17 protein-coding genes and 1 pseudogene are annotated in these 19,306 nt (G+C 71.1%); 14 read left to right on the top strand and 4 right to left on the bottom strand.

All coding sequences use genetic code 11. From position 1 onward, the window contains the following. The 7 genes from ACH4E7_RS28530 to ACH4E7_RS28500 all read left to right on the top strand — a co-directional run bounded on the left by ACH4E7_RS28530 (window position 1) and on the right by ACH4E7_RS28500 (window position 6,502). The gene (locus tag ACH4E7_RS28530) at window positions 1-216 is read left to right on the top strand and encodes an MbtH family protein (protein WP_380615536.1); all 216 of its coding nucleotides are present in this window, start codon (window positions 1-3) and stop codon (window positions 214-216) included. Between the two features lie 10 nt (window positions 217-226). Beyond that, a complete protein-coding gene (locus ACH4E7_RS28525) occupies window positions 227-1,486 on the top strand; it encodes a cytochrome P450 (protein WP_396251923.1) in 1,260 nt (419 codons plus the stop codon). Window positions 1,487-1,516: 30 nt separating this feature from the next. Further along, window positions 1,517-2,266, top strand: a complete 750-nt coding sequence (locus ACH4E7_RS28520) for an SRPBCC domain-containing protein (RefSeq protein ID WP_396251922.1) — start codon at window positions 1,517-1,519, stop codon at window positions 2,264-2,266. Window positions 2,267-2,274: 8 nt separating this feature from the next. Continuing rightward, complete coding sequence (locus tag ACH4E7_RS28515; RefSeq protein WP_396251921.1) at window positions 2,275-2,487, top strand: hypothetical protein; 213 nt, start codon at window positions 2,275-2,277, stop codon at window positions 2,485-2,487. Window positions 2,488-2,755: 268 nt separating this feature from the next. After that, on the top strand, window positions 2,756-3,208 hold the full coding sequence (locus tag ACH4E7_RS28510; protein ID WP_396251920.1) for a cupredoxin family copper-binding protein: 453 nt from the start codon (window positions 2,756-2,758) through the stop codon (window positions 3,206-3,208). A 163-nt stretch (window positions 3,209-3,371) separates the two neighbouring features. Further along, window positions 3,372-5,048 (top strand): FAD-dependent oxidoreductase, encoded by a 1,677-nt coding sequence (locus tag ACH4E7_RS28505; protein ID WP_396251919.1) that lies wholly within the window; start codon window positions 3,372-3,374, stop codon window positions 5,046-5,048. After that, window positions 5,045-6,502: an ATP-binding protein gene (locus ACH4E7_RS28500; RefSeq protein ID WP_396251918.1), complete on the top strand. Its 1,458-nt coding sequence runs from the start codon at window positions 5,045-5,047 to the stop codon at window positions 6,500-6,502. The genes ACH4E7_RS28505 and ACH4E7_RS28500 overlap by 4 nt, the downstream gene beginning before the upstream one ends. A 264-nt stretch (window positions 6,503-6,766) precedes the next feature. Here the strand turns inward: ACH4E7_RS28500 and ACH4E7_RS28495 are convergent, their stop codons facing one another. The 3 genes from ACH4E7_RS28495 to ACH4E7_RS28485 all read right to left on the bottom strand — a co-directional run bounded on the left by ACH4E7_RS28495 (window position 6,767) and on the right by ACH4E7_RS28485 (window position 9,720). Next, a complete protein-coding gene (locus ACH4E7_RS28495) occupies window positions 6,767-7,162 on the bottom strand; it encodes a plastocyanin/azurin family copper-binding protein (RefSeq protein ID WP_396251917.1) in 396 nt (131 codons plus the stop codon). A 400-nt stretch (window positions 7,163-7,562) separates the two neighbouring features. Then, window positions 7,563-8,990 carry a sensor histidine kinase gene (locus tag ACH4E7_RS28490; RefSeq protein ID WP_396251916.1) on the bottom strand — a complete coding sequence of 476 codons (1,428 nt, stop codon included), beginning with the start codon at window positions 8,988-8,990 and terminating at the stop codon, window positions 7,563-7,565. 1 nt (window position 8,991) lies between these two features. After that, the gene (locus ACH4E7_RS28485; RefSeq protein WP_396251915.1) at window positions 8,992-9,720 is read right to left on the bottom strand and encodes a response regulator transcription factor; all 729 of its coding nucleotides are present in this window, start codon (window positions 9,718-9,720) and stop codon (window positions 8,992-8,994) included. A 177-nt stretch (window positions 9,721-9,897) separates the two neighbouring features. On the opposite strand from ACH4E7_RS28485, the gene ACH4E7_RS28480 reads away from it, so the two are divergent. The 5 genes and pseudogenes from ACH4E7_RS28480 (at window position 9,898) to ACH4E7_RS28460 (ending at window position 13,251) form a co-directional block, all read left to right on the top strand. Beyond that, window positions 9,898-11,097: a cytochrome P450 gene (locus ACH4E7_RS28480; protein WP_396251914.1), complete on the top strand. Its 1,200-nt coding sequence runs from the start codon at window positions 9,898-9,900 to the stop codon at window positions 11,095-11,097. A gap of 67 nt (window positions 11,098-11,164) precedes the next feature. After that, window positions 11,165-11,359, top strand: a complete 195-nt coding sequence (locus ACH4E7_RS28475) for a ferredoxin (protein WP_396251913.1) — start codon at window positions 11,165-11,167, stop codon at window positions 11,357-11,359. 8 nt (window positions 11,360-11,367) lie between these two features. Next, window positions 11,368-12,618 (top strand): NAD(P)/FAD-dependent oxidoreductase, encoded by a 1,251-nt coding sequence (locus tag ACH4E7_RS28470; protein WP_396251912.1) that lies wholly within the window; start codon window positions 11,368-11,370, stop codon window positions 12,616-12,618. Next, window positions 12,576-12,779, top strand: a pseudogene (locus ACH4E7_RS28465) (putative T7SS-secreted protein); the annotation flags it as partial. The gene ACH4E7_RS28470 and the pseudogene ACH4E7_RS28465, both read left to right, overlap by 43 nt. Before the next feature lie 175 nt (window positions 12,780-12,954). Beyond that, the gene (locus tag ACH4E7_RS28460; protein ID WP_396251911.1) at window positions 12,955-13,251 is read left to right on the top strand and encodes a hypothetical protein; all 297 of its coding nucleotides are present in this window, start codon (window positions 12,955-12,957) and stop codon (window positions 13,249-13,251) included. A gap of 58 nt (window positions 13,252-13,309) precedes the next feature. Here the strand turns inward: ACH4E7_RS28460 and ACH4E7_RS28455 are convergent, their stop codons facing one another. Continuing rightward, complete coding sequence (locus tag ACH4E7_RS28455) at window positions 13,310-14,872, bottom strand: Mur ligase domain-containing protein (protein WP_396251910.1); 1,563 nt, start codon at window positions 14,870-14,872, stop codon at window positions 13,310-13,312. 1,489 nt (window positions 14,873-16,361) lie between these two features. Here ACH4E7_RS28455 and ACH4E7_RS28450 point away from each other — a divergent pair. Together ACH4E7_RS28450 and ACH4E7_RS28445 are read left to right on the top strand one after the other, a co-directional pair. Further along, window positions 16,362-17,792 (top strand): hypothetical protein, encoded by a 1,431-nt coding sequence (locus tag ACH4E7_RS28450; RefSeq protein WP_396251909.1) that lies wholly within the window; start codon window positions 16,362-16,364, stop codon window positions 17,790-17,792. A gap of 175 nt (window positions 17,793-17,967) precedes the next feature. Further along, the gene (locus tag ACH4E7_RS28445; protein WP_396251908.1) at window positions 17,968-18,978 is read left to right on the top strand and encodes a ricin-type beta-trefoil lectin domain protein; all 1,011 of its coding nucleotides are present in this window, start codon (window positions 17,968-17,970) and stop codon (window positions 18,976-18,978) included. Window positions 18,979-19,306 lie beyond the last annotated feature (328 nt).

The raw sequence follows: 19,306 nt of genomic DNA, 5'->3' as shown, positions 1-19,306 counted from the left end.
ATGACCAACCCCTTCGACGACCAGGACGGCACCTTCCTCGTGCTCGTCAACGACGAGAACCAGCACTCGCTCTGGCCGCAGTTCGCGGACGTTCCGGCCGGCTGGACCGTCGCCCACGGCCCCGACACCCACGCCGCCTGCCTGGAGTACGTCGAGCAGGCCTGGACCGACATGCGGCCCAAGAGCCTCGCCGACGCCATGGACGCCCAGCGGTAGCAGGGCCGACGTGACCTCCACCGACACCCGGGACGAGGCCCGCGACAGCGCGGGCCTCGCCCGGCCCGACGACCTCGCCGCGGCGCTGCGGACGCCCGAGGCCGGTCGGGACCCGTACCCGTTCTACGCCCGCATGCGGCGCGAGAGCCCGGTCCACCGCAACGCCCAGGGCATCTGGCACCTCACCCGGTACACCGACGTCGAGGCGGCGCTGAGCGACCTGCGGCTGTCCAACGACCGGGACCGGATGACCCGCGCCTACGGCGCGCTCGGCGGCGACCTGAAGGCCTTCAGTCGACTCACCGACCGGCTCGGCCGGGTGATGACCAACACCGACCCGCCGGACCACGCCCGGCTGCGCAAGCTGGCCAACCGGGCGTTCACCGCCCGGCGCGTCGAAGCCCTGCGCGACGGCATCCAGCGGATCGTCGACCAGCTCGTCGACGAGGCGGTCGCGGCGGGGCCGACCATGGACCTGATCGAGGCGGTCGCCTCCCCGCTGCCGCTGTCCGTCGTCTGCGAGCTCTTCGGCATCCCGCCCGAGGACCGCCCGCAGGTCAAGGCCTGGTTCCGTCGCTTCGGCCGGATGAGCGAGGACATCGACAAGTCCGAGGCGGCGATCGAGCAGTACGAGGAGTACCTCGCCCGGCTCGTCCGCCGACGACGGGCCGACCCGGGCGACGACCTGATCAGCGCCCTGGTCGCGACCCAGGCCCAGGACGACCGGCTCACCGACTCCGAGCTGCTGTCCACCTGCTTCGTCCTGATCACCGCGGGCGATGAGACCACCACCCATCTGGTCGGCAACGGCACGCTCGCCCTGCTGCGCCACCCCGACCAGCTGGCCCGGCTGCGCGAGGACCCGGCGCTGATCCGCACCGCCGTCGAGGAACTGGCCCGCTACGACACGCCGACCCAGGCGATCGTCCGGGTCGTCGCCGAGGACGTCGCGATCGGCGGGCGGACGCTGCGCGAGGGGGACCTCGTGTACCTGTTCCTCGCCGCGGCCAACCGCGACCCCGAGCGCTTCGAGGACCCGGACCGGCTCGACCTGACCCGCCCCGGCAACCGGCACCTGAGCTTCGGCAACGGCCCGCACTTCTGCCTCGGCGGCCCGCTGGCCAAGCTCCAGACCGAGGTGGCGATCGGCACGTTGGTCCGCCGGCTTCCGCAGCTGCGGCTGGCCGACGAAGCCGCCGGCGGGGCGGCCCTCGCATGGCGGCCCAACCCGCTGCAACGGCGGCTGAGCGCCCTCCCGCTCACCTACTGACACATGACCGATGACGAAGGAGAACTGACCATGGCCCGAGAGTTCGAGGTCCGCCGGGAGCAGGACCTGCCCGCCACGCCGGAGCAGGTCTGGCACGCGGTCGCCACCGGCGCCGGCAACCTCGGCTGGCTGTACCCCATGGAGGTCGAGCCGCGCGTCGGCGGAAAGGTCACCCGGGGCGACGGCACCGTCGTGGCATGGGAGCCGCCGACGCACTTCGCGGTCCGGGTGTCCATGGACAACGGGTTCTCCAACACGCTCAGCTACCGGATCGCGCCGCTCGACGGCGGAACGGCCCACCTGCGCATGGGAATCCACTGGGTGCACACGGGCGTCGTCGACGACACCTGGAACTGGGACACCAAGTCGGACGCGGCCGAGAAGCACGTCGACTTCTACCAGCACGGCCTCGCCGAGTACCTCCGGCACTTCGCCGGCCGCCCCGCCGTCTACGCCAAGGCCCAGCGCCCCGAAACCACCACCGACCCGGCCGACTTCGCCGCGCTGCGCCGACGCCTCGGCCTCCCCGACGACGCGGCCGTCGGCGACCGGTTCCCACTCCTCGTCCCCGGCCCGGACGGCGGCCCGGAGGAGGTGGTCGTGGACTGGCTCAGCACCGACTTCGTCGGCCTGCGCGGCCCCGACGCGCTGTACCGGTTCTTCAACGGCAGCTCCTGGAACTGGCCGATCTGGCTGGGCCACCACCTGTTCGCCGAGGACGCCGACGAGGAGCAGGCCACCAAGGCGTGGACGGCCTGGCTGAACGACACCCAAGCCTAGGATCACCGATGGAAACCTCGATGGACACCTCGATGGAAACACTGCTCTACGCCGCCGAACTCGTCGAGGAGAACGGCACCTTCACGCTCGTCATCCAGGACGTGAGGCGGGGCACCGTCCAGACCACCCCGGTCCCCAAATCCATGGTCGACAAGCTCCCGACCTTCCTCTCGGCGCTCAGCGCCAAGCTCAACCCGGTGCCGTCGCGCGACCGTTGGTAGGCCTTTCCGGCTGAAGCGCGGCCGGTGCCGTCCGGCACAGCAGTTCCCGGACGGCACCGGCCTCGTGTCGAAGGTGGGGTTCTCGCGGGTGCCCGCCGGCCTGGGAGGTGGTTGGTTCCCATGTGCCGCACACGTACCGGGGCGAGGCCGGGCGTGGCACCTGAGGCAACGGTCCTGAGCGGTCAACCCGCTGAGATGCCCATCCGGTAGCGCGGGGGATACGCTGAAAGAGCCCTGCGTAAAAGCCAACACATGTCGGGTGGGCATCATGACTGAGACATCACGCAGGAATACCAAGAGCAACGACAATGCGCGCCGTCGGATCGCGAGACCCCTGGTGGCCGCTGCGGTCGCCGCGGGATTCGGCGCGCTCGGCGCAGGCGGCGCGGTGGCCGCGCAATCGCACAGTGTCGCCGCGTCCGCGGTGCCGCAGACGGTCCTGACGGCCGTGCCCAAGGCCCCGGCCGCCGGAGCACAGCAAGTCACCATAGCGAACTACGCGTTCGCGCCCAGCACACTCACGGTCAGCGCGGGCACCACTGTCACCTGGACCAACAGCGACAGCGACACGCACACGGTGACCAGCAGTGGTTCCGGCCCGCTCGACTCCGGGACGCTGAACCATGGCGCCTCGTACAGCTACACCTTCACCACGCCCGGGACATACGCGTACATCTGCTCGATCCACCCCTTTATGCACGGCACGGTTGTGGTGCAGTAGATCGTGGCGATGGAAGCCGGCTGAGTGGAATGCCGCGTGCCGAGGCCACCTCATGACCCTACTCGACTGTCCGTTACCGCATGGGTCGGTAGCGGGCAGTTCGTCGGCTGACAACCATGCCTGACCAGTCCGGTCGTGCGTGGACAATCCCGGGTGGTGAACCATGGCAGAAGCCACCGGCGCGGCGCGGTCCGTGATCTTGACCGTGGACGACGATCCCGCCGTATCACGTGCTGTGGCCCGGGACCTCCGCCGCCGTTACGGGGACCGGTACCGGGTGGTCCGCGCCGAGTCCGGCGCGTCGGCGCTGGAGGCGCTGCGCGAGCTGAAGCTGCGGGGCGCGTCGGTCGCGGTGATCCTGGCCGACTACCGGATGCCGCAGATGAACGGCATCGAGTTCCTGGAGACGGCGCTCGATCTGTACCCGGGGGCCCGACGGGTGCTGCTCACCGCCTACGCCGACACCAATGCCGCCATCGACGCCATCAACGTCGTCGACCTCGACCACTACCTGCTCAAGCCGTGGGAGCCGCCGGAGGAGAAGCTCTACCCGGTGGTGGACGACCTCCTGGAGACGTGGCTGGCCACCGACGGTCGAGCCGTGAACATCACCAAGGTCGTCGGCCACCGCTGGTCGGCGCGCTCCTCGCAGATCCGGGAGTTCCTCGCCCGCAACCAGGTGCCGTACCGGTGGTACTCCAGCGAGGAGCCGGAGGGCAGGCGGCTGCTGGCCGCCGCAGGGCAGGACGGGCGGCAGCTGCCGTTGGTGGTGCCCCCGGACGGCACCGGGCTCGTCGAGCCCACGGAACGGGACCTGGCCGCCCACGTGGGGCTGTCGACGACACCCGCGGCCGACTTCTACGACCTGGTCATCGTCGGCGGTGGCCCCGCCGGCCTCGGCGCGGCCGTCTACGGAGCCTCGGAGGGGCTACGCACCGTCCTCGTGGAACGCGAGGCGACCGGCGGCCAGGCCGGCCAGAGCTCCCGCATCGAGAACTACCTGGGCTTCCCCGACGGAGTCTCCGGCGCACAGCTCACCGACCGGGCACGCCGCCAGGCCACCAAGTTCGGGGCGGAGCTGCTCACGGCGTGCAAGGTGACCGGCCTGGAGGTGACCGGGTCCGCCCGCACGCTGCGCTTCGCCGATGGCTCCGCCGTCTCGGCCCAGGCCGTGATCCTCGCGACGGGTGTGTCGTACCGGCAGCTGGACGTGCCGGGGGTGGCCGAGTTGACCGGGCGCGGGGTCTACTACGGCTCGGCGCTGACCGCGGCGGCCGCGTGCCAGGGACAGGACGTGTACATCGTCGGTGGGGCGAACTCCGCCGGCCAGGCCGCGATGTTCCTCGCCCGCACCGCCCGGCGGGTCACGCTACTGGTACGCGCGCCGCAGCTGGCCGCCTCCATGTCGTACTACCTGCTCCAGCGGGTCCAGGAGGCCCCCACCATCACGGTGCGCACGGACACGGTCGTGGAGGCCGCGCACGGCAAGGACCACCTGGAAGGGCTGACCCTGCGCAACAGGGCGACCGGGCGGACCGAGACCGTCGACGCCCAGTGGCTGTACGTCTTCATCGGCGCCGCCCCGCTGACCGACTGGCTGGAGGGCACCGTGCTCAGGGACTCGCACGGCTTCGTGCTGACCGGGCCCGACCTGAGCGCCGACGGGGGCCCGCCCGCCGGATGGGCGCTGGACCGGCCGCCCTACCACCTGGAGACCAGCGTGCCGGGGGTGTTCGCGGCCGGAGACGTGCGCGCGGAGTCCGCCAAACGGGTCGCCTCGGCCGTCGGCGAGGGCGCCATGGCCGTCATGCTCGCACATCGCTACCTGGAGCAGTCATGACCACCCGCCCGGCCAAGTGCGAGGAGCGGGAGCTGCGGACGCTGTTCCTGTTCGAGAAGCTGCCCCCCGACCAGCTCGCCCGACTGTGCCGGGACGGCCATGTGGAGTGGTTCGACCCGGGCCCGGTGTACCGGGAGGGCGATCCGGCCGAGAGCTTCTACGTGCTCTTCCAGGGCACCGTGGTGCTCTCGCGTCGCGTGGGGGGCCAGGAGGTGGACATCAGCCGCACGTCCGCGCCCGGGGTGTACGCCGGGGCCTTCCAGGCCTACCTCGGCGACCAGGTGCCGCAGGTGTACAACAACTCGCTGCGGGTGACCGAACGGTCGAGGTTCTTCGTGCTGCCCGCGGAAGCCTTCGCGCGGATGATGCACGAATGGTTTCCGATGGCCGTCCACCTGCTGGAGGGCCTGTTCTTCGGGTTCAAGAACACCCAGGAGGCGATCGGCCAGAGGGAACGGCTGCTTGCCCTCGGCTCCGTGACCGCCGGACTCACGCACGAGCTCAACAACCCGGCCGCCGCCGCCATGCGCGCCACCTCCGCGCTGCGGGAGCGGATCGCCCGGGTGCGCCGCGACTTCGGCGAACTCGCGGCCGAGCCGCACCGAGGCGAAGACCTGGCCCACCTGAGCGAGCTTCAGGACATGACCGTCAGCCGGATACGGCAGGCTCCGTCCCTCAGCCCGCTGCAGGCCGCGGACCTCGAGGACGAGGTCGACGACTGGTTGGAGGCGCACGACGTCGTCGACGGCCGGCAGCTGGCCGCGGTCCTCGTCCAGGCGAGCCTGGGCACCGACTGGTTGGACGACATCGCGGGCGCGGTCCCCGAACACCTGTTGGGCAGCGCACTGAACTGGCTGGGCTGCACGGTCGAGGCCGACCTGCTGCTGGGCGAGATCGAGGACGCCACCCGCCGCATCTCCGCGCTCGTCGGTGCGGCGAAACAGTACACGCAGCTGGACCGGGCCCCCTACCAGAACACGGACGTCCACGAGCTGCTGGACAGCACGTTGCTGCTGCTCGCCGCGAAGCTCGGCCCGGACATCACCGTCGTGCGCGACTACGACCGCACGTTGCCCGGCATCCCCGGCTACCCCGCTGAGCTGAACCAGGTCTGGACGAACCTGATCGACAACGCCGCCTCGGCCATGCGCGGCGACGGAGCCGGGAGCGGCACGCTCACGGTGCGCACCGCACGGGACGGGGATCGGGTGCTGGTCGAGTTCCGCGATACCGGCCCCGGTGTGCCCGCCGACGTCCAGAGCCGGGTCTTCGACCCGTTCTTCACCACCAAACCCGTAGGCGAAGGCACCGGACTGGGCCTGGACATCTCCTGGCGCATCATCGTCAACCGGCACGGCGGCGACCTACGACTCGAGTCCGTCCCCGGCGACACCCGCTTCCAGGTCCGACTCCCGATCAACCCCGCACCGTCCGATGCCCCGCAGGAGCGGTGATCCGCGGCTGCGAAGCGGGCGAGAGCCGATTCCGGAACGACGACACCTCGGAGCGGGAGGCGCCGGTCACCGGCTTACCGGCTCAGGCCGTGACGTTCGCTCAGGCCGTGACGTTAGCGCCCTGCGGGGCGGGGAGCCGCCGGGACGTGCGGCCGGTGCGGGAGCGTCCCGCACCGGCCGCGGCCATGCCCGCTCGGCGGAGGATCACCTGAGCGAAAACCCTCGTTCGATCGCCGGCCGAATTCTTGATTGAACAACGGGTTATCACCTCACAATGACCTTGGCGAGCATGACGGAGGCGTGGAAGCAGCAGTAGTAGCTGTAGGTCCCGGGCGAATCGAACCGGAAGCTGTAGGACTCTCCCGGACTCAACGGCCCCGAGTGCAGCGGACCCCGACCGTCGCTCTTCACCGAGTGCAGAACCGCGCCGTGGTTGGTCCAGGTGACCGTGGTGCCCTGGCTGACGGTCAGCGTCGACGGGGAGAAGGCGAAGTCGACGATGCCCACCTGCACGGCGGAAGGTACGTCCGGGGCGTTGAAGGAGACGGTGGACGCCACCGCAACCGCTGCCGGGGGCGCCTGCTGAGCGGCTGCCTGGGCGGCGTCACTCCCGTAGCCTGCGCCGAGCATGGAAACGGCCCCCACGGTGGCCGCAGCCACCAGTAATGTGGTGATGCGGCGTTTGCCCGCTTTCCTCGGTGTGCCTGTATCTGAGTGAAGAGTCATGATGTCGACCCATTCCTTACGCGCGGATCCTCGTGCGACCCGGCAGATGCGGGTCGCGCATCCGGATATTGCCCAGCGTACTCCTTGGCTTTGATGGATATGGGGCCGTCTGCCGCCATCCTGAAAGAGGTCGCTCGGGATGGCGGCAGCGGTGTACCACGGGTATCCTGCCCGGTCGAAACGGCCTGGCCGCCGCCCGGTCCGGCCTGGTGGGCGACTGCCCGCCCACGTGCGACGACCGCGTCATGGGACCGGTACCGATAGTTCCGTGACGTTCCGTTACGACAACCGCGTGGTCGCCACGGTTCTCGGCTGACCGGTCGGTGCGGGCGGCTCACCGGGCAGCGGGCAGGGTCACGGTGAAGGTGGTGCCCTGTCCTGGTGCCGTGCGCACCGAGACGGTACCGCCATGCGCTTCGGCGATCGACTTGACGATGCCGAGGCCGAGTCCGGCGCCGCCGGGACCGCGGGCTTCGTCGCCACGGTAGAAGCGTTCGAACACGCGGCTCGCGGTCTCACGGTCCATGCCGGGACCTTCGTCGGTGACCGCCAACTCTATGGTGCCGTCGGGGAGCGAACGCACCGTCACGGCCGCCGGCGTTCCCGAAGGGGTGTGTCGCAGAACGTTGTTCAGCAGGTTGCGCAGCACCTGCCTCAACCGTTCCTCGTCGCCGAAGGCCGTGATCCGGCCCGGGACGTCCACGGCGATCGGCCGGTCGGGGGCGAGGAGGCGGGTGTCGGCGACGGCGTCCGTGATCAGGCGGCCCAGATCGAACGGGGATCTCGCGAGCGGGCGGCCCTGGTCGAGCCTGGCGAGCAGCAGCAGTTCCTCCACCATGGCGTGCATCCGAGCGGCCTCGCTCTCGATCCGCAGCATGGCTCGGTCGAGCAGCACGGGGTCGCGGGTCAGTCCGTGCAGGTGCAGCTGGGCCCATCCGCTGATCGAGGTCAGCGGGGTGCGCAGCTCGTGCGAGGCATCGGCCACGAACTGCCGGAGCCGTTCCTCGGAGCGCTGCCGCTCGTCGAACGCCCGGTTGAGGGCGGTGCCGACCTCGCCGAGCTCGGAGTCGGGCCGCGCGACCTGGATACGCTGGCCGGGATCACCGTCGGCGATCGCGGTGGCGGTCGCGGCCATGTCCCGCAGCGGGTGCAGGCTCACCCGCAGCACGCCGCGGCTGAGGAGGGCGATTCCCATCAGCACGGCGAGGGTCGCGATCGCATCGGCGCCGATCAGCCAGTACACGATGTCCTCGCCGGGCCCGAGGCTCGTGGCCGCCACGACGGTGCTGAACGTCGCGGGGGGCGTGCCGGGTGTCGTCCGGACCTCGGCCGGGGCACCGGCGGGGAAACCCAGGGTGCGGTACCTGAGCGTGGGTGCGCCCCGGCCCGAGACCGTGACGGCGTGCCGGGCGAATCCGGCGGGGACCGGCGCGGGCAGGTCGGGCTGCGGTATGGGGCGGCCGTCGAGGCCTCCTGCCGCCGTCTGTGCGACCACTGCGCCGTTCTGGTCGAGCAGCGCGAGGTAGGTGCCGCCGGGCAGCAGCGAGTTGAGGTCGGCCGCGCTGATCGGGGTGGTCCGGCTCGTGAGGTGCTGCTGGATCGCGGTACGGGCCTGGCCGAGCTGGGCGTCCGCGGCCTCGATGAGGTACAGGCGCAGGGCTATCAGTGAAGCGGCGTTGACGGCGACCATGCCCAGGGCCGCGAGCAGGATGACCCCCGCGATCAGCCGCGCCCGCAGTGAGCCGCGCCAGGCCCGGGCCACGTCAGTCGCCTTCGGGCAGCCGAAGGCTGTAGCCGAAGCCGCGCACCGTGTGGATCAAGGCCGGCGGTTGGACGTCCACCTTCGCCCGGAGCCGGGACACGAGCTTCTCGACGACACCCTCGCTGAACCGGTGCTGCCAGACGTGGTGCGTGATCTGCTCCTTCGACACCACGTGGTCGGCGTTGACCAGCAGGTACCGCAGGAGCCGGTACTCGGTCGGCGACAGGCCGACCAGGCGGTCTCCGCGGTGGACCCGCCGGCTGCGCTCGTCCATGGTCAGATCGGCGAAGCGCAGGACCGGAGCGGGCCCCGCCGTCGTACCGGCTCTGCGCAGCAGGGCGTGCACCCGGGCGAGCAGCTCAGGAACGCTGAACGGCTTGGTGAGGTAGTCGTCGGCACCCACGGCGAGGCCCGTCACCCGGTCCTCGACCGAGTCCCGTGCCGTGAGGAACAGCACGGGCAGCTGTGCCCCGCTCTCGATCAGCCTCCGGCAGACGGCGAAGCCGTCCAGGTCGGGCAGCATCACGTCCAGCACGAGCAGGTCCACCGGCGTCGCCCGGTAGGCCCGTAGGGCGGCGGCGCCGCTGTCCGCCGTCACGACCCGGTACCCGGCAAGGCCCAGGGTGGTCTCCAGCAGCTCCGAGAGCATCGGGTCGTCGTCCACCACCAGCAGCCGTTGCCCGGCCCCTCGGAGCAGCGGCAGACCGTGTGCCGACGAATCGGAGTGCATAGCAGGTACCCATCACAAGATCGAGTTGTCCACGGCGACAACGCGCCGCGGCGCCCTCGGGTTCCACACGCCCGGATCGCCCGCTGTCAGGCAACGGTCAGGTTGTCGACCGGGCGAGGTCAGCAGCGTCGGGTTGGCTCGAAGCACGGGGGACGCCGAGGAGAAAAGGACCCACTCATGACCGGAACCGAGCCCATCAGCGGGACGCAGCCCCTGGCGCGGAGCTGCCCCTTCGACCCGCCGCCGGAGTACCGGACGCTGCGGGAGCGGAACCCGATCGCGGAGGTGACTCTGCCCGACGGCCTCCCCGGAGTGCTGGTCACCCGGTACGCGGACATCCGGACCATGCTGGCCGACCCGCGGTTCAGCTCGCAGCGCCGGACGGTACGGATCGGCGCGGCCGAGCCGCTGGACGCACCGGTGCCGCCACCCGCCCCGGGAATGTTCATCATGATGGACGCGCCGGAGCACACCCGGTTCCGGCGGCTGCTCACCGGCCAGTTCACCGTGCGCCGGATGCAGCAGCTGGCCCCGGCGGTGGAACGGATCGTGGCCGCGCAGCTGGACGCGATGGCGGATGCCACGGGCCCGGTCGACCTGGTCGAGGCGTTCGCGCTGCCGATTCCCTCGCTGGTGATCTGCGAGCTGCTCGGTGTGCCCTACACCGACCGGGAGGAGTTCCAGCGGGGTTCGGCCATGATGCTCAAGGTCGACGGCGACCCGGAGGAGTCCCAGCGGGCGCAGCTGGAGATGCGGGAGTTCATGCACCGCCTGGTGCTCGCCAAGCGGGCCGAGCCCGGCGACGACATCCTGAGCGGTCTGGTGCGTTCCGGTGAGCTCTCGGACGAGGAACTGGTCGGTGTCGGCGTGCTGTTGCTGGTCGCCGGGCACGAGACGACCGCCAACATGATCGCGCTGGGCACCATGTGCCTGCTGCGCAACCCCGAACAGGTGGCGGCGCTGCGGGCCGACCCGTCCTTGCTGGACGGTGCCGTCGAGGAGTTGCTGCGCTACCTCAGCGTCATTCAGTTCGGAATCCGCCGCACCGCACGCGAGGATCTGGAACTGAACGGCCACCGGATCAAGGCCGGCACGACGGTGGTCGCCGCGGTCCCGTCCGGGAACCGTGATGCGGAACAGTTCCCCGACGGCGCCGACGAGTTGAACGTCGAACGCCCGTACAGCCCGCATGTGGCGTTCGGCCACGGAATCCACCAGTGCCTCGGACAGCAGCTGGCCCGGGTCGAGATGAAGGCCGCCCTCTCCGCCCTGTTCGACCGGTTCCCGACCCTGCAGCTGGCAGTGCCCGTGGAGGAGGTGCCGATGCGCGACGGCATGGTCGTCTACGGCGTCCACGAGCTGCCCGTGACGTGGTAGGCGACACCACCACGGCGGTCGATCACCGCATCCTGAACCAGACCACACCGACACGGAGCGAACACCGATGAAGATCACCGTAGAAGAGGACAGGTGCGTAGGAGCCGGCCAGTGCGTGCTCGCCGCGGCCGAGGTCTTCGACCAGCGCGAGGAGGACGGCATCGTGGTCCTGCTCGATGCCAACCCCTCGGATGAGCTGGCGGCCCGGCTGCGGGATGCCGCCGCCCGCTGCCCCGCCATGGCCATCACGGTGGCCGAGTAGTGCCTGCCATGGACCGCATCGTCGTGGTGGGCGCTTCCGCCGCGGGGCTGACGGCGGCCGACACCCTGCGGCGCGAGGGCTTCACCGGCACACTGACCATGGTCGGCGAGGAACCGCACCTGCCCTACGACCGACCACCGCTGTCCAAGCAGGTGCTGGCCGGCGACTGGCAACCGCACCGCACCACCCTGCGCCCGGCGGCCGACCTCCAACGGCTCCAGGTGGACCTGCGGCAGGGCTGCCGGGCGGTGGGCCTGGACCCGATCGCCCGCACCGTCACCCTGGCCGATGGCGAACGGCTCGGCTACGACGGTCTGATCATCGCCACCGGGCTGCGTCCACGCCGTCTGCCCTTCGGCCACGATCTGGCCGGCGTGCACGTGCTGCGCACCCTGGACGATGCGCTGGCCCTACGAGCGGAGCTCCTGGCCGGGCCGAGGCTCGTGGTGATCGGTGCCGGATTCCTCGGCAGCGAGATCGCCGCCACCGCGCGCGGTCTCGGCCTCGATGTCGTGCTGGTCGATGTCGAACCCACCCCGCTGGCCCGGCAAGTCGGAACATCGGTAGGAGAGTTGGTGGCCGACCTGCACCGCGGACACGGTGTCCGCCTGCAGCTGCGCCGCCGCGTCGCCAGCCTGACCGGCGAGCGCGGCCGGGTTACCGCGGTGGTGCTCGACGACGGCACCCGCCTGCCGGCCGACGCGGTCGTCGTCGCCATCGGTTCGGTGCCCGCCACCGACTGGCTGGCCGGCTCCGGGATTCCGCTGGGCGACGGGGTGCTCTGCGACCACACCTGCCGAGCCGCGCCCGGCGTCTACGCGGCAGGAGACGTCGCCAACTGGCCGCACCCCACGGCAGGCGGCCGGGTCCGCCTCGAACAACGCACCAACGCCACCCAGCAGGCCGTCACCGCCGCCAAGAACCTTCTCGCCGGACCGGATGGCGCCACCCGCTTCACACCGACCCCCTTCGGATGGACGGACCAATACGACACCAAGATCCAGATCCACGGCTGGGCCCCCGCTGACTCCCAGGTCGACGTGGTCGACGGCGACCCGCAGACGGGCAGATTCGTCGCCCTCTACCGCTCGGACGGCCGCGTGGTGGGTGCCCTCGGCTGGAACAGCCCACGCGCGCTGCTCCACCACCGCGAGCGGATCGCCGACCCCGACGCCGCAACTTCCGCCGGGACTTCGACCCCCAGCCCAAGCAGTGGCTGGCCGCGGCGGACGCCATCGCGAAGGCCGGCACCGCCCTGACCACCTACGCCCACACCGTCGGCTGGGCGCAGGACCAGGCCAAGGACGCCGTCAGGATCTGGAAGGAGGCGCAGAAGAAGTCCGACGCCGCCGCGAAGTCCTTCATGAACGACGCAATGACCTACGACCTGCGGCTGAAGGCCTACAACGCGACACCGGCCGACCAGCGCCAGGGCGACTCGCCGGCCAAGCCCGGCGAGTTCACACCCCCCCGCGGACGCGCTCGCCCGGTTCAAGAAGGCCGAGGACAAGCTCGACGCCGCCCGCACCCAGCGCGACTCGGCCGCCCGCACGGCACTGGCGGCCGTCAAGGCCCTCGTGGACTCCGCCCCGGCGATGCCGAGCCGCACGGAGATCCTCAAGGCCGACCTGATGGACACCGCCACGTCCGTCCCGCAGCTCGCCGAACACTTCGGCGGCGGCGTCGTGAAGAGCGTCGTCGCCGGTCCCAGGGGATGTGCACGTCTCGCTAAGCTTGATTTTCAAGCTGCGCGCCGCGATCTCGGCGAGGTGGGTTTCGAGCGTGGATTCGCGTTTGACGGTATTTCCGACGTCGTAGCGAGGTGCTGGTCCGTGGTTCTTCGTGCCGGGTGGGCGGCCGGGGCCTGGGGCGCGCGGGGGAAGTGGTGGTAGAGCGTGGCCGAGCCGACGCGGCGTTCGGCGTCGGTGAGGTGGGGCGGAGTGCCGAAGGTCACGGCGTCTTCTCCGTCGGGGTGGTTCGGGCGGGTCGCAGCTGCTGCGGGATCGGTACGTTCGGGGCGGCGAGGTGGAACAGCAGCCTCGGTCCGAGCCGTTCCGCCTGATCGGTCCCGACGACCAGGACGAGGTCGCCCTCGGCGGTCGTCCCGAAGATCCGCTGCTCCGGGCCGGGTTCGCGCGGTCCGGAGCGGACGCGGTGGACGGCTCCTGCTCCGAGCGCCCGGAGGGCGGCCTGCTCGACAGCGTCCAGGGGATCAGGTACGAGGTGGGCGGCAAGCGGGGTGCTGACCGGCAGCAGCACCGCGTGGTCGGCATCGCCGAGAGCGGCGCCGAGTTCGACGGCGTGCGCGCTGGTGCGGGCGATGCCGTCCGGCTCCAGGACCACGACCAGCGAGCCCTCGGTGAGCATCCGGGCGGCCGTGACGTCCTGGGCGATCTCGCGCGGGTGTCGGGCACGGGAGTCCACCACGGTGATGCCGGACTGCGTGCCGACCGTGGCCATCGAACGCTCGACGCCGTGGAACGCGCCGGCTCGCTCGGCGAGGGCCTGCGGGTCCTCGCCCAGGATCAGGGCGGTGGCGATGGCGGCGCACACGGCCAGGGCGTGGTGGCGGCCGGTGACCGGGAGGACGAAGGCGTGGTCCCTCCCCTCGTGTCGCAGGGTGACGCGGAAGTCCTCGCCGGTCCAGCGGGGCCTCATGACCCACACGGTGTCGGCCGGGTCGGTGCCGACGGTGACCACATGCGGTCCGGGCCGGTCGCCCAGGCGCTCGCGCAGGATCCTCACGCCGTTGTCCCAGGTGGGCAGGACGACGGTGCCGGCGCGGCGGGCGAGGCGCTCGGCGGCGTCGAGGCCGGCGATGTTGTCCTCGTAGTGGGGGGCGTTCGCGCCGGTGGACAGGATGAGCGCGGCGGCGAAGTGGGGCTCGTGGTGGAGGAAGTGCGGTGTGGGGCGGTGCTGCCAGGCGCCGGGCGGAGCGGCTTCGTGGGTGGCGGTGTCCGGGCAGAAGTCCGCGACGATGCGGCCCTCCCCGGCGTGGCCGGCGCTGCCGCCGCCGGCCGGGGCGTTCAGGACCCAGCCCGTCCGGCCGTCATCCAGCACGGCCGCCAGGGCGGCTGCCGCGCTCGCGGTGCTGTGACTGCCCGCCACCGCCACCGCCTCGGACCCCGCCTGGGCACAGATGGCCATGAGCGCGACGGCCCGGCCGAGAATCGGCAGCCGCAGCACCTGGGCGTGGTCGAGCTCGGGATGTGCCCCGGCGAAGACCCCCGACCACACCACGGCCGTCCGGTCGGTGCGCACGTGCGCGGCCTCGAAGCCCACCCGCACCTGGACGCCGACAGCCTTCAGCGCGGCCACCGCCGGGCTGTCCCGGTCGGCCTCGGGGACGCTGCCAGTGACGTCGGCGCCACTGCCGGCCAGCCACAGGGCCAGGCCCTCCATGCCGGGAGCGGCGACATCGACCAGGTGCACGGCCTTCAGCAGATCGGGCACGGCAGACGTGGCCGGGCCCTCGACGGGGAGGCTGTCGGGGTGGGTGCTGGTGTCCATCATGGTCTCCAACCGGAAGTCACTGGAAGGAAGTCGGGCGAGGCTGGGAGGGGGCGGCGGCCCGCCGCCGAGGCGGGGCTCATGCCGGGGTGAGACCGCATTCCAGCTCGGCTCGGTGACGCGGGCGGTGTGGTGCTCCAGGTCCAGGCGCGCGACACCGGCCAGGCGGGCGACAACCTGCTCGCCGAGCGCAGCGGAGGCGAGCCGGCCGGTCTCGAACGCGGTGAGTGCCTGGGCCGGCTAGCGCGGCAGCCGGCGGTGGGTGGCGGCGCCTTTCGTCTCCGGGGCTCCGCCTGCGCCAGGGACGCATGGCCGGCGGCGGATCTGTGCCGGACCGGAGCGCGTCCGGTCGCTGGACCGTGCTGTGTTGCCTTGGTCTTCCGCTGATCGCCGTTCAGCGTGGCGAGGAAGTCGGTCCCGCGTTCATTGCCCCTGGTGGGTGAGGCATCGTCAATATGCGCATGTCTCCATCGCATGTCTCCATCGGCAGGGCTTCTCGACTTTCTGCCGACGGGACTCCTCATCCGCCGACAGTCGAACGGGCGCGCGGACACCACGGCAATCACTCCGAAGTGCACGGATGAACAGAGCATCAGATGCCAGTCCATGCCGGGCCTGATCCGGGGTTCGATCTCACGAGGGTCAGATGCCGAACTGGGCGTCGTACGGCGGGCCGACGGAGGAATCCGGCGGGTAAAAGGTGTTCTCGTATCCGTTGAAGGCAGTGGCTGGGGCTGGGGCCGGGGAGGCCGGTCCTCATGATCTTCATACCTCCTGGCGGAATCGACTGTGGCGGGCCGGCGTCGTGAGTGCAGGTGCCGTCCGTGGCCGGTGCGCCGTGATGGGTGGAAACCGGGTCGGTGTCCGGCCCGGCGGATCAAGTACCAGTCGTCACCTCGGGAACGGCGGCGGGAGGCCGCGACCCGGATGGCAACTGCGGGACGGGGCAGGACGTTTCCGGCCTGCGGTACGCCGCTGAGCGTATAGGCATAACGACGTCAAGGTCCGAGGGCGGCATATGCCTTAAGAGGCTGCTAAGGATTCGCTCAGTCTCGCCCGTGGCCCGCAACGGGCTCGCTGTGTCAGGGCGCCCCAGGTCAAGGCCGATGTGCTGGTGGCTACGACGCCCTTGTCGCGATGAAGTGGATCACCGGAAGTGTGCCGAAAATGTCGGCCGTGCCTATCGGACTGGGTGGGAACGCTCCTGAATGAGCGAAACCTTATGTGTCGTTTAGGAATGGCGCTGAACGGAGCATCGAGCGCGTCGATCTCCTAGCATCCATGTCACCAGCGACCGATCTGCCGGGCCGTCAGCTGGTAGCCGTCCTGCCGGCCATCGCCGGAGAACGACCACGATTGCGATCCCCCGTCAGTAATCGCCTTCTCCTTCCTCCCCCGACGAGGCATTCGCCGCGCCGATGCCTCCTTCAGGAGTACTGACATGAAACACGATCCACTTCACCATCGCGCCCGCGGCCGAAGCCGCAAGGTGATGGCACTCAGCCTCGGCCTGGGCGGCGTGCTGACCGCCGGCGCCGCCGCTCTGGGGGTGTCCTTCGCCGCCACCACGCCCGCGCCGCCCGCCCAGCCCAACATGAACTGCACCCTGAAAGTGCCCGCCGACCCGCTCACCGCGAAGGGTCTGGCCACGCCGTACGTCCTGTCGGCCACCAACGCCGCCCAGGGGGCGTGCCACGAGGCCAACGCCAACCAGTCGGCGTTCGTCCAGGCCACCGTGGTCGACCCGGCCACCGGAGCAGTGTCCGTCTACAACCCCCTCGTGGTGGACAAGGGGACCAAACCCGCCGCCGCGCCCGTCGTTCCGGTCCTGCCGGCCGGTGCCGTCGTCGGCATCTGGTTCGGATTCAACGGCAACGTCCTGACCATGGCCGGGCAGACCGCCGCCGGAAGGTGCGTCGGCGGCACCCCGGGCGGCCAGCCGTTCGGGCAGTTCGCCTACTGCAACGCTCCCGCCTTCTTCACCGCGGCGAATGCGGCCGACAAGGCCGGCAAGCTGAAGATTCCGGCGCTGGGTACCGCCAAGGACGGCAAGCCCTGTCCGACCACCCGCGATTACGGCGTCGTCGACCAGGACCAGAGCGACAACGTCACCTCCGAGTACCTGGCGACGGCGAAAGGCACAACAGCGCAGAAGACCAAGAAGAACTCCGCCGCGTTGAGCGGGGGGATGAAGAAGATGCAGCCCACCGCGTTGCTGAACGGCAGTGACAACCTGCTGCTCGACAACTTCATCGACCCCGCCCTCGGCTGCACCCCGTGGACCGCCCCGGACCTCGCCGACCCGGGCAGCAACGTCACCTCGCTCGCGCTGAACGAGCTGCAGGCGGCCAAGTTCCAGGCCGCCCCGATCGCCCTGGTCCCGCTCAGTGACCCCATGGTCCAGGAGAGCGGCAAGCAGAACCCGGCCAAGGTCAACCTGTACCGCGCGGGCGTGGACCAGCCGCCGCTGGGCGCCGCGGCCAACGGTGACTCGGCGGCGTACTGCGCCGGCATGGCCACAGCCGGTGCCCGACGTATCGCCCTCGACAGGCAGTTCACCAGCGCTGCGGCCTCGCCGCAGGCCGGGCAGAACCTCTTCGACTTCCTCAGCCAGCGCTACACCGCCTCGCTCACCAGCCTTGGCTGCCAGCAGCCCGCCCCGACTCCGACCGGCAAGCCGAGCCCGAGCACGAGTGGCAAGCCCACCGCGAACCCGAGCCCGAGCATGAGCGGCAAGCCCACCGCGAACCCGAACCCGAGCATGAGTGGCAAGCCCACCGCGAACCCGAACCCGAGCATGAGCGGCAAGCCCACCGCGGTTCCCACGGTGTCCACCAAACCCACGGTCCCGCCGACCACGAGCGCCATGCCCACCACCACACCCACCAGCCAGTTCCCGCCCTGCTGCAATGCCGGGCAGTAGGACCAGCCACCGGGCCCGGTCCCTCCGCCCGGTGGCGCCCCTGCTCGTCACCCCGGACGAGCTGCCGGGGTGACGAGCAGCCCGGGTGATCGCGTCGGCGCCGGGCGTGGCCGGCGCGCTGCCGGCCACCAGCGCCGCGCCTGCCAGCGGCATAACAGCGAAGAGAGCTGTGCCAATGCACTCCAGACCACGATGTCAGCGCTGCGGTTTCGACGGGCCTGGCACCGGCCACATCTGCAATCCACAATCCGACGCCCCGTTCCCGCCGGACTTCCGTCTCGATCTGCGCATCCCGCCGTACCTCCTGGAACTCGATGCGCCGGAGGCGGGAACCGAGGCGGAGACGGCCGTGCTCCCGGTCATCGGCGAACTGGATCCGACCGCCGAGCGCAGTGCCGGTGATCCCGGTCCCGGAAGGCGCCGACATCCACAGTCGTCCGGGGCTACCGCCCGCCGGCTCACCCGCAGGACGGCGCTGATCGTCGCGCTGGCCTTGACGGTGGGGGTGGTCCTGTATACGCAGATATCGGGACTGACCGCGCCGGCCGGCTCCGGAGACGGGACGGCGGTGGCCATCCCCGGCGGCCCGGTCGGGCAGAACGGTCTCTCGCTCTCGCCGTTCGCGTCGTCCTCCCCGCGCGGGGCGCCGTCCCCGCAGCCGGTCGGTAGCACACCGGGCTCCGTCGTGCCCGCGCCGGCGGGCACCACGCCGAGCCCCGCCGTACCGGCCCCGGCGGGCACCACACCGGGCTCCGTCGCGTCGGCGCCGGTCGGCGCCATGCGCTCGGCCCCGCCCGTAGCCCCTGCCGCCCAGGTGCTGGTGGACGCCGCGTCCGGCAACTGCCTGACGGCCGGCGCGGACGGCAGTCTGCAGATCTGGACCTGCGACGGGCGCGCGACGCAGCAGTGGACCCGTACCGCCGCTGACGAACTGCGCACAGCCGGCAGCACGCTCTGCCTTGCTCCCGCACAGGACTTCGGGCAGGACGGCACCCGGGTGATGGCCATCCGCTGCACCGGATCGGACAGCCAGAAGTGGACCGTGCGCCCGGACGGCAATCTGGCCAACGCCAGATCCGGGCTGTGCCTGGACGTACTCGACGGATACCGGGCCAACGGTACCCCGCTCCAGCTGTGGACCTGCCCCGGCCCGGCCGGCCCGGCCAGCCCGGCCAGCCGGGCCTGACAACGCCGTTACGGCACAACGTCGTTGGCAATCGGTTCCGGCACGTCCCGAGGCGCGGCGAAGCCAGGGGTGAGCGCTCCCTTAGCGGAACCGAAAGTTCCACGGAGGCGGTGTTCCGGAGAGCGGACGGGCCTTAGTGTCGGTCTCAGTCCGCCCGGCTCTGAGGGCTTTTCGTACCGGGCTCGCGGTTTCCCCGACCGTTCCGCCCGCACGGTCCGTCTGGCAGACGGACTCCGGGCTTCACGCCCCTGGCGCACACCGCGCCGCCGGCCCCCGACTTCCTGCCGATCCGCTGCGGCTCCTCGCGTCCCCGACCCGCACAGTGAGG

This window comes from Kitasatospora sp. NPDC018058 (assembly GCF_044327205.1).
GTDB lineage: Bacteria > Actinomycetota > Actinomycetes > Streptomycetales > Streptomycetaceae > Kitasatospora.
Note: the sequence above shows the minus strand (reverse complement) of the source record. Positions and strands in the feature narration are given on the sequence as shown.

What these genes read in the sequence shown, in the direction of transcription:
- ACH4E7_RS28450 (WP_396251909.1), top strand. Translation starts at nt 16,362, where the DNA reads ATGGCACTCAGCCTCGGCCTGGGCGGCGTGCTGACCGCCGGCGCCGCC.
- ACH4E7_RS28475 (WP_396251913.1), top strand. Translation starts at nt 11,165, where the DNA reads ATGAAGATCACCGTAGAAGAGGACAGGTGCGTAGGAGCCGGCCAGTGC.
- ACH4E7_RS28510 (WP_396251920.1), top strand. Translation starts at nt 2,756, where the DNA reads ATGACTGAGACATCACGCAGGAATACCAAGAGCAACGACAATGCGCGC.
- ACH4E7_RS28445 (WP_396251908.1), top strand. Translation starts at nt 17,968, where the DNA reads ATGCACTCCAGACCACGATGTCAGCGCTGCGGTTTCGACGGGCCTGGC.
- ACH4E7_RS28470 (WP_396251912.1), top strand. Translation starts at nt 11,368, where the DNA reads ATGGACCGCATCGTCGTGGTGGGCGCTTCCGCCGCGGGGCTGACGGCG.
- ACH4E7_RS28505 (WP_396251919.1), top strand. Translation starts at nt 3,372, where the DNA reads ATGGCAGAAGCCACCGGCGCGGCGCGGTCCGTGATCTTGACCGTGGAC.
- ACH4E7_RS28530 (WP_380615536.1), top strand. Translation starts at nt 1, where the DNA reads ATGACCAACCCCTTCGACGACCAGGACGGCACCTTCCTCGTGCTCGTC.
- ACH4E7_RS28485 (WP_396251915.1), bottom strand. Translation starts at nt 9,720, where the DNA reads ATGCACTCCGATTCGTCGGCACACGGTCTGCCGCTGCTCCGAGGGGCC.
- ACH4E7_RS28520 (WP_396251922.1), top strand. Translation starts at nt 1,517, where the DNA reads ATGGCCCGAGAGTTCGAGGTCCGCCGGGAGCAGGACCTGCCCGCCACG.
- ACH4E7_RS28480 (WP_396251914.1), top strand. Translation starts at nt 9,898, where the DNA reads ATGACCGGAACCGAGCCCATCAGCGGGACGCAGCCCCTGGCGCGGAGC.
- ACH4E7_RS28515 (WP_396251921.1), top strand. Translation starts at nt 2,275, where the DNA reads ATGGAAACCTCGATGGACACCTCGATGGAAACACTGCTCTACGCCGCC.
- ACH4E7_RS28500 (WP_396251918.1), top strand. Translation starts at nt 5,045, where the DNA reads ATGACCACCCGCCCGGCCAAGTGCGAGGAGCGGGAGCTGCGGACGCTG.
- ACH4E7_RS28460 (WP_396251911.1), top strand. Translation starts at nt 12,955, where the DNA reads ATGCCGAGCCGCACGGAGATCCTCAAGGCCGACCTGATGGACACCGCC.
- ACH4E7_RS28455 (WP_396251910.1), bottom strand. Translation starts at nt 14,872, where the DNA reads ATGATGGACACCAGCACCCACCCCGACAGCCTCCCCGTCGAGGGCCCG.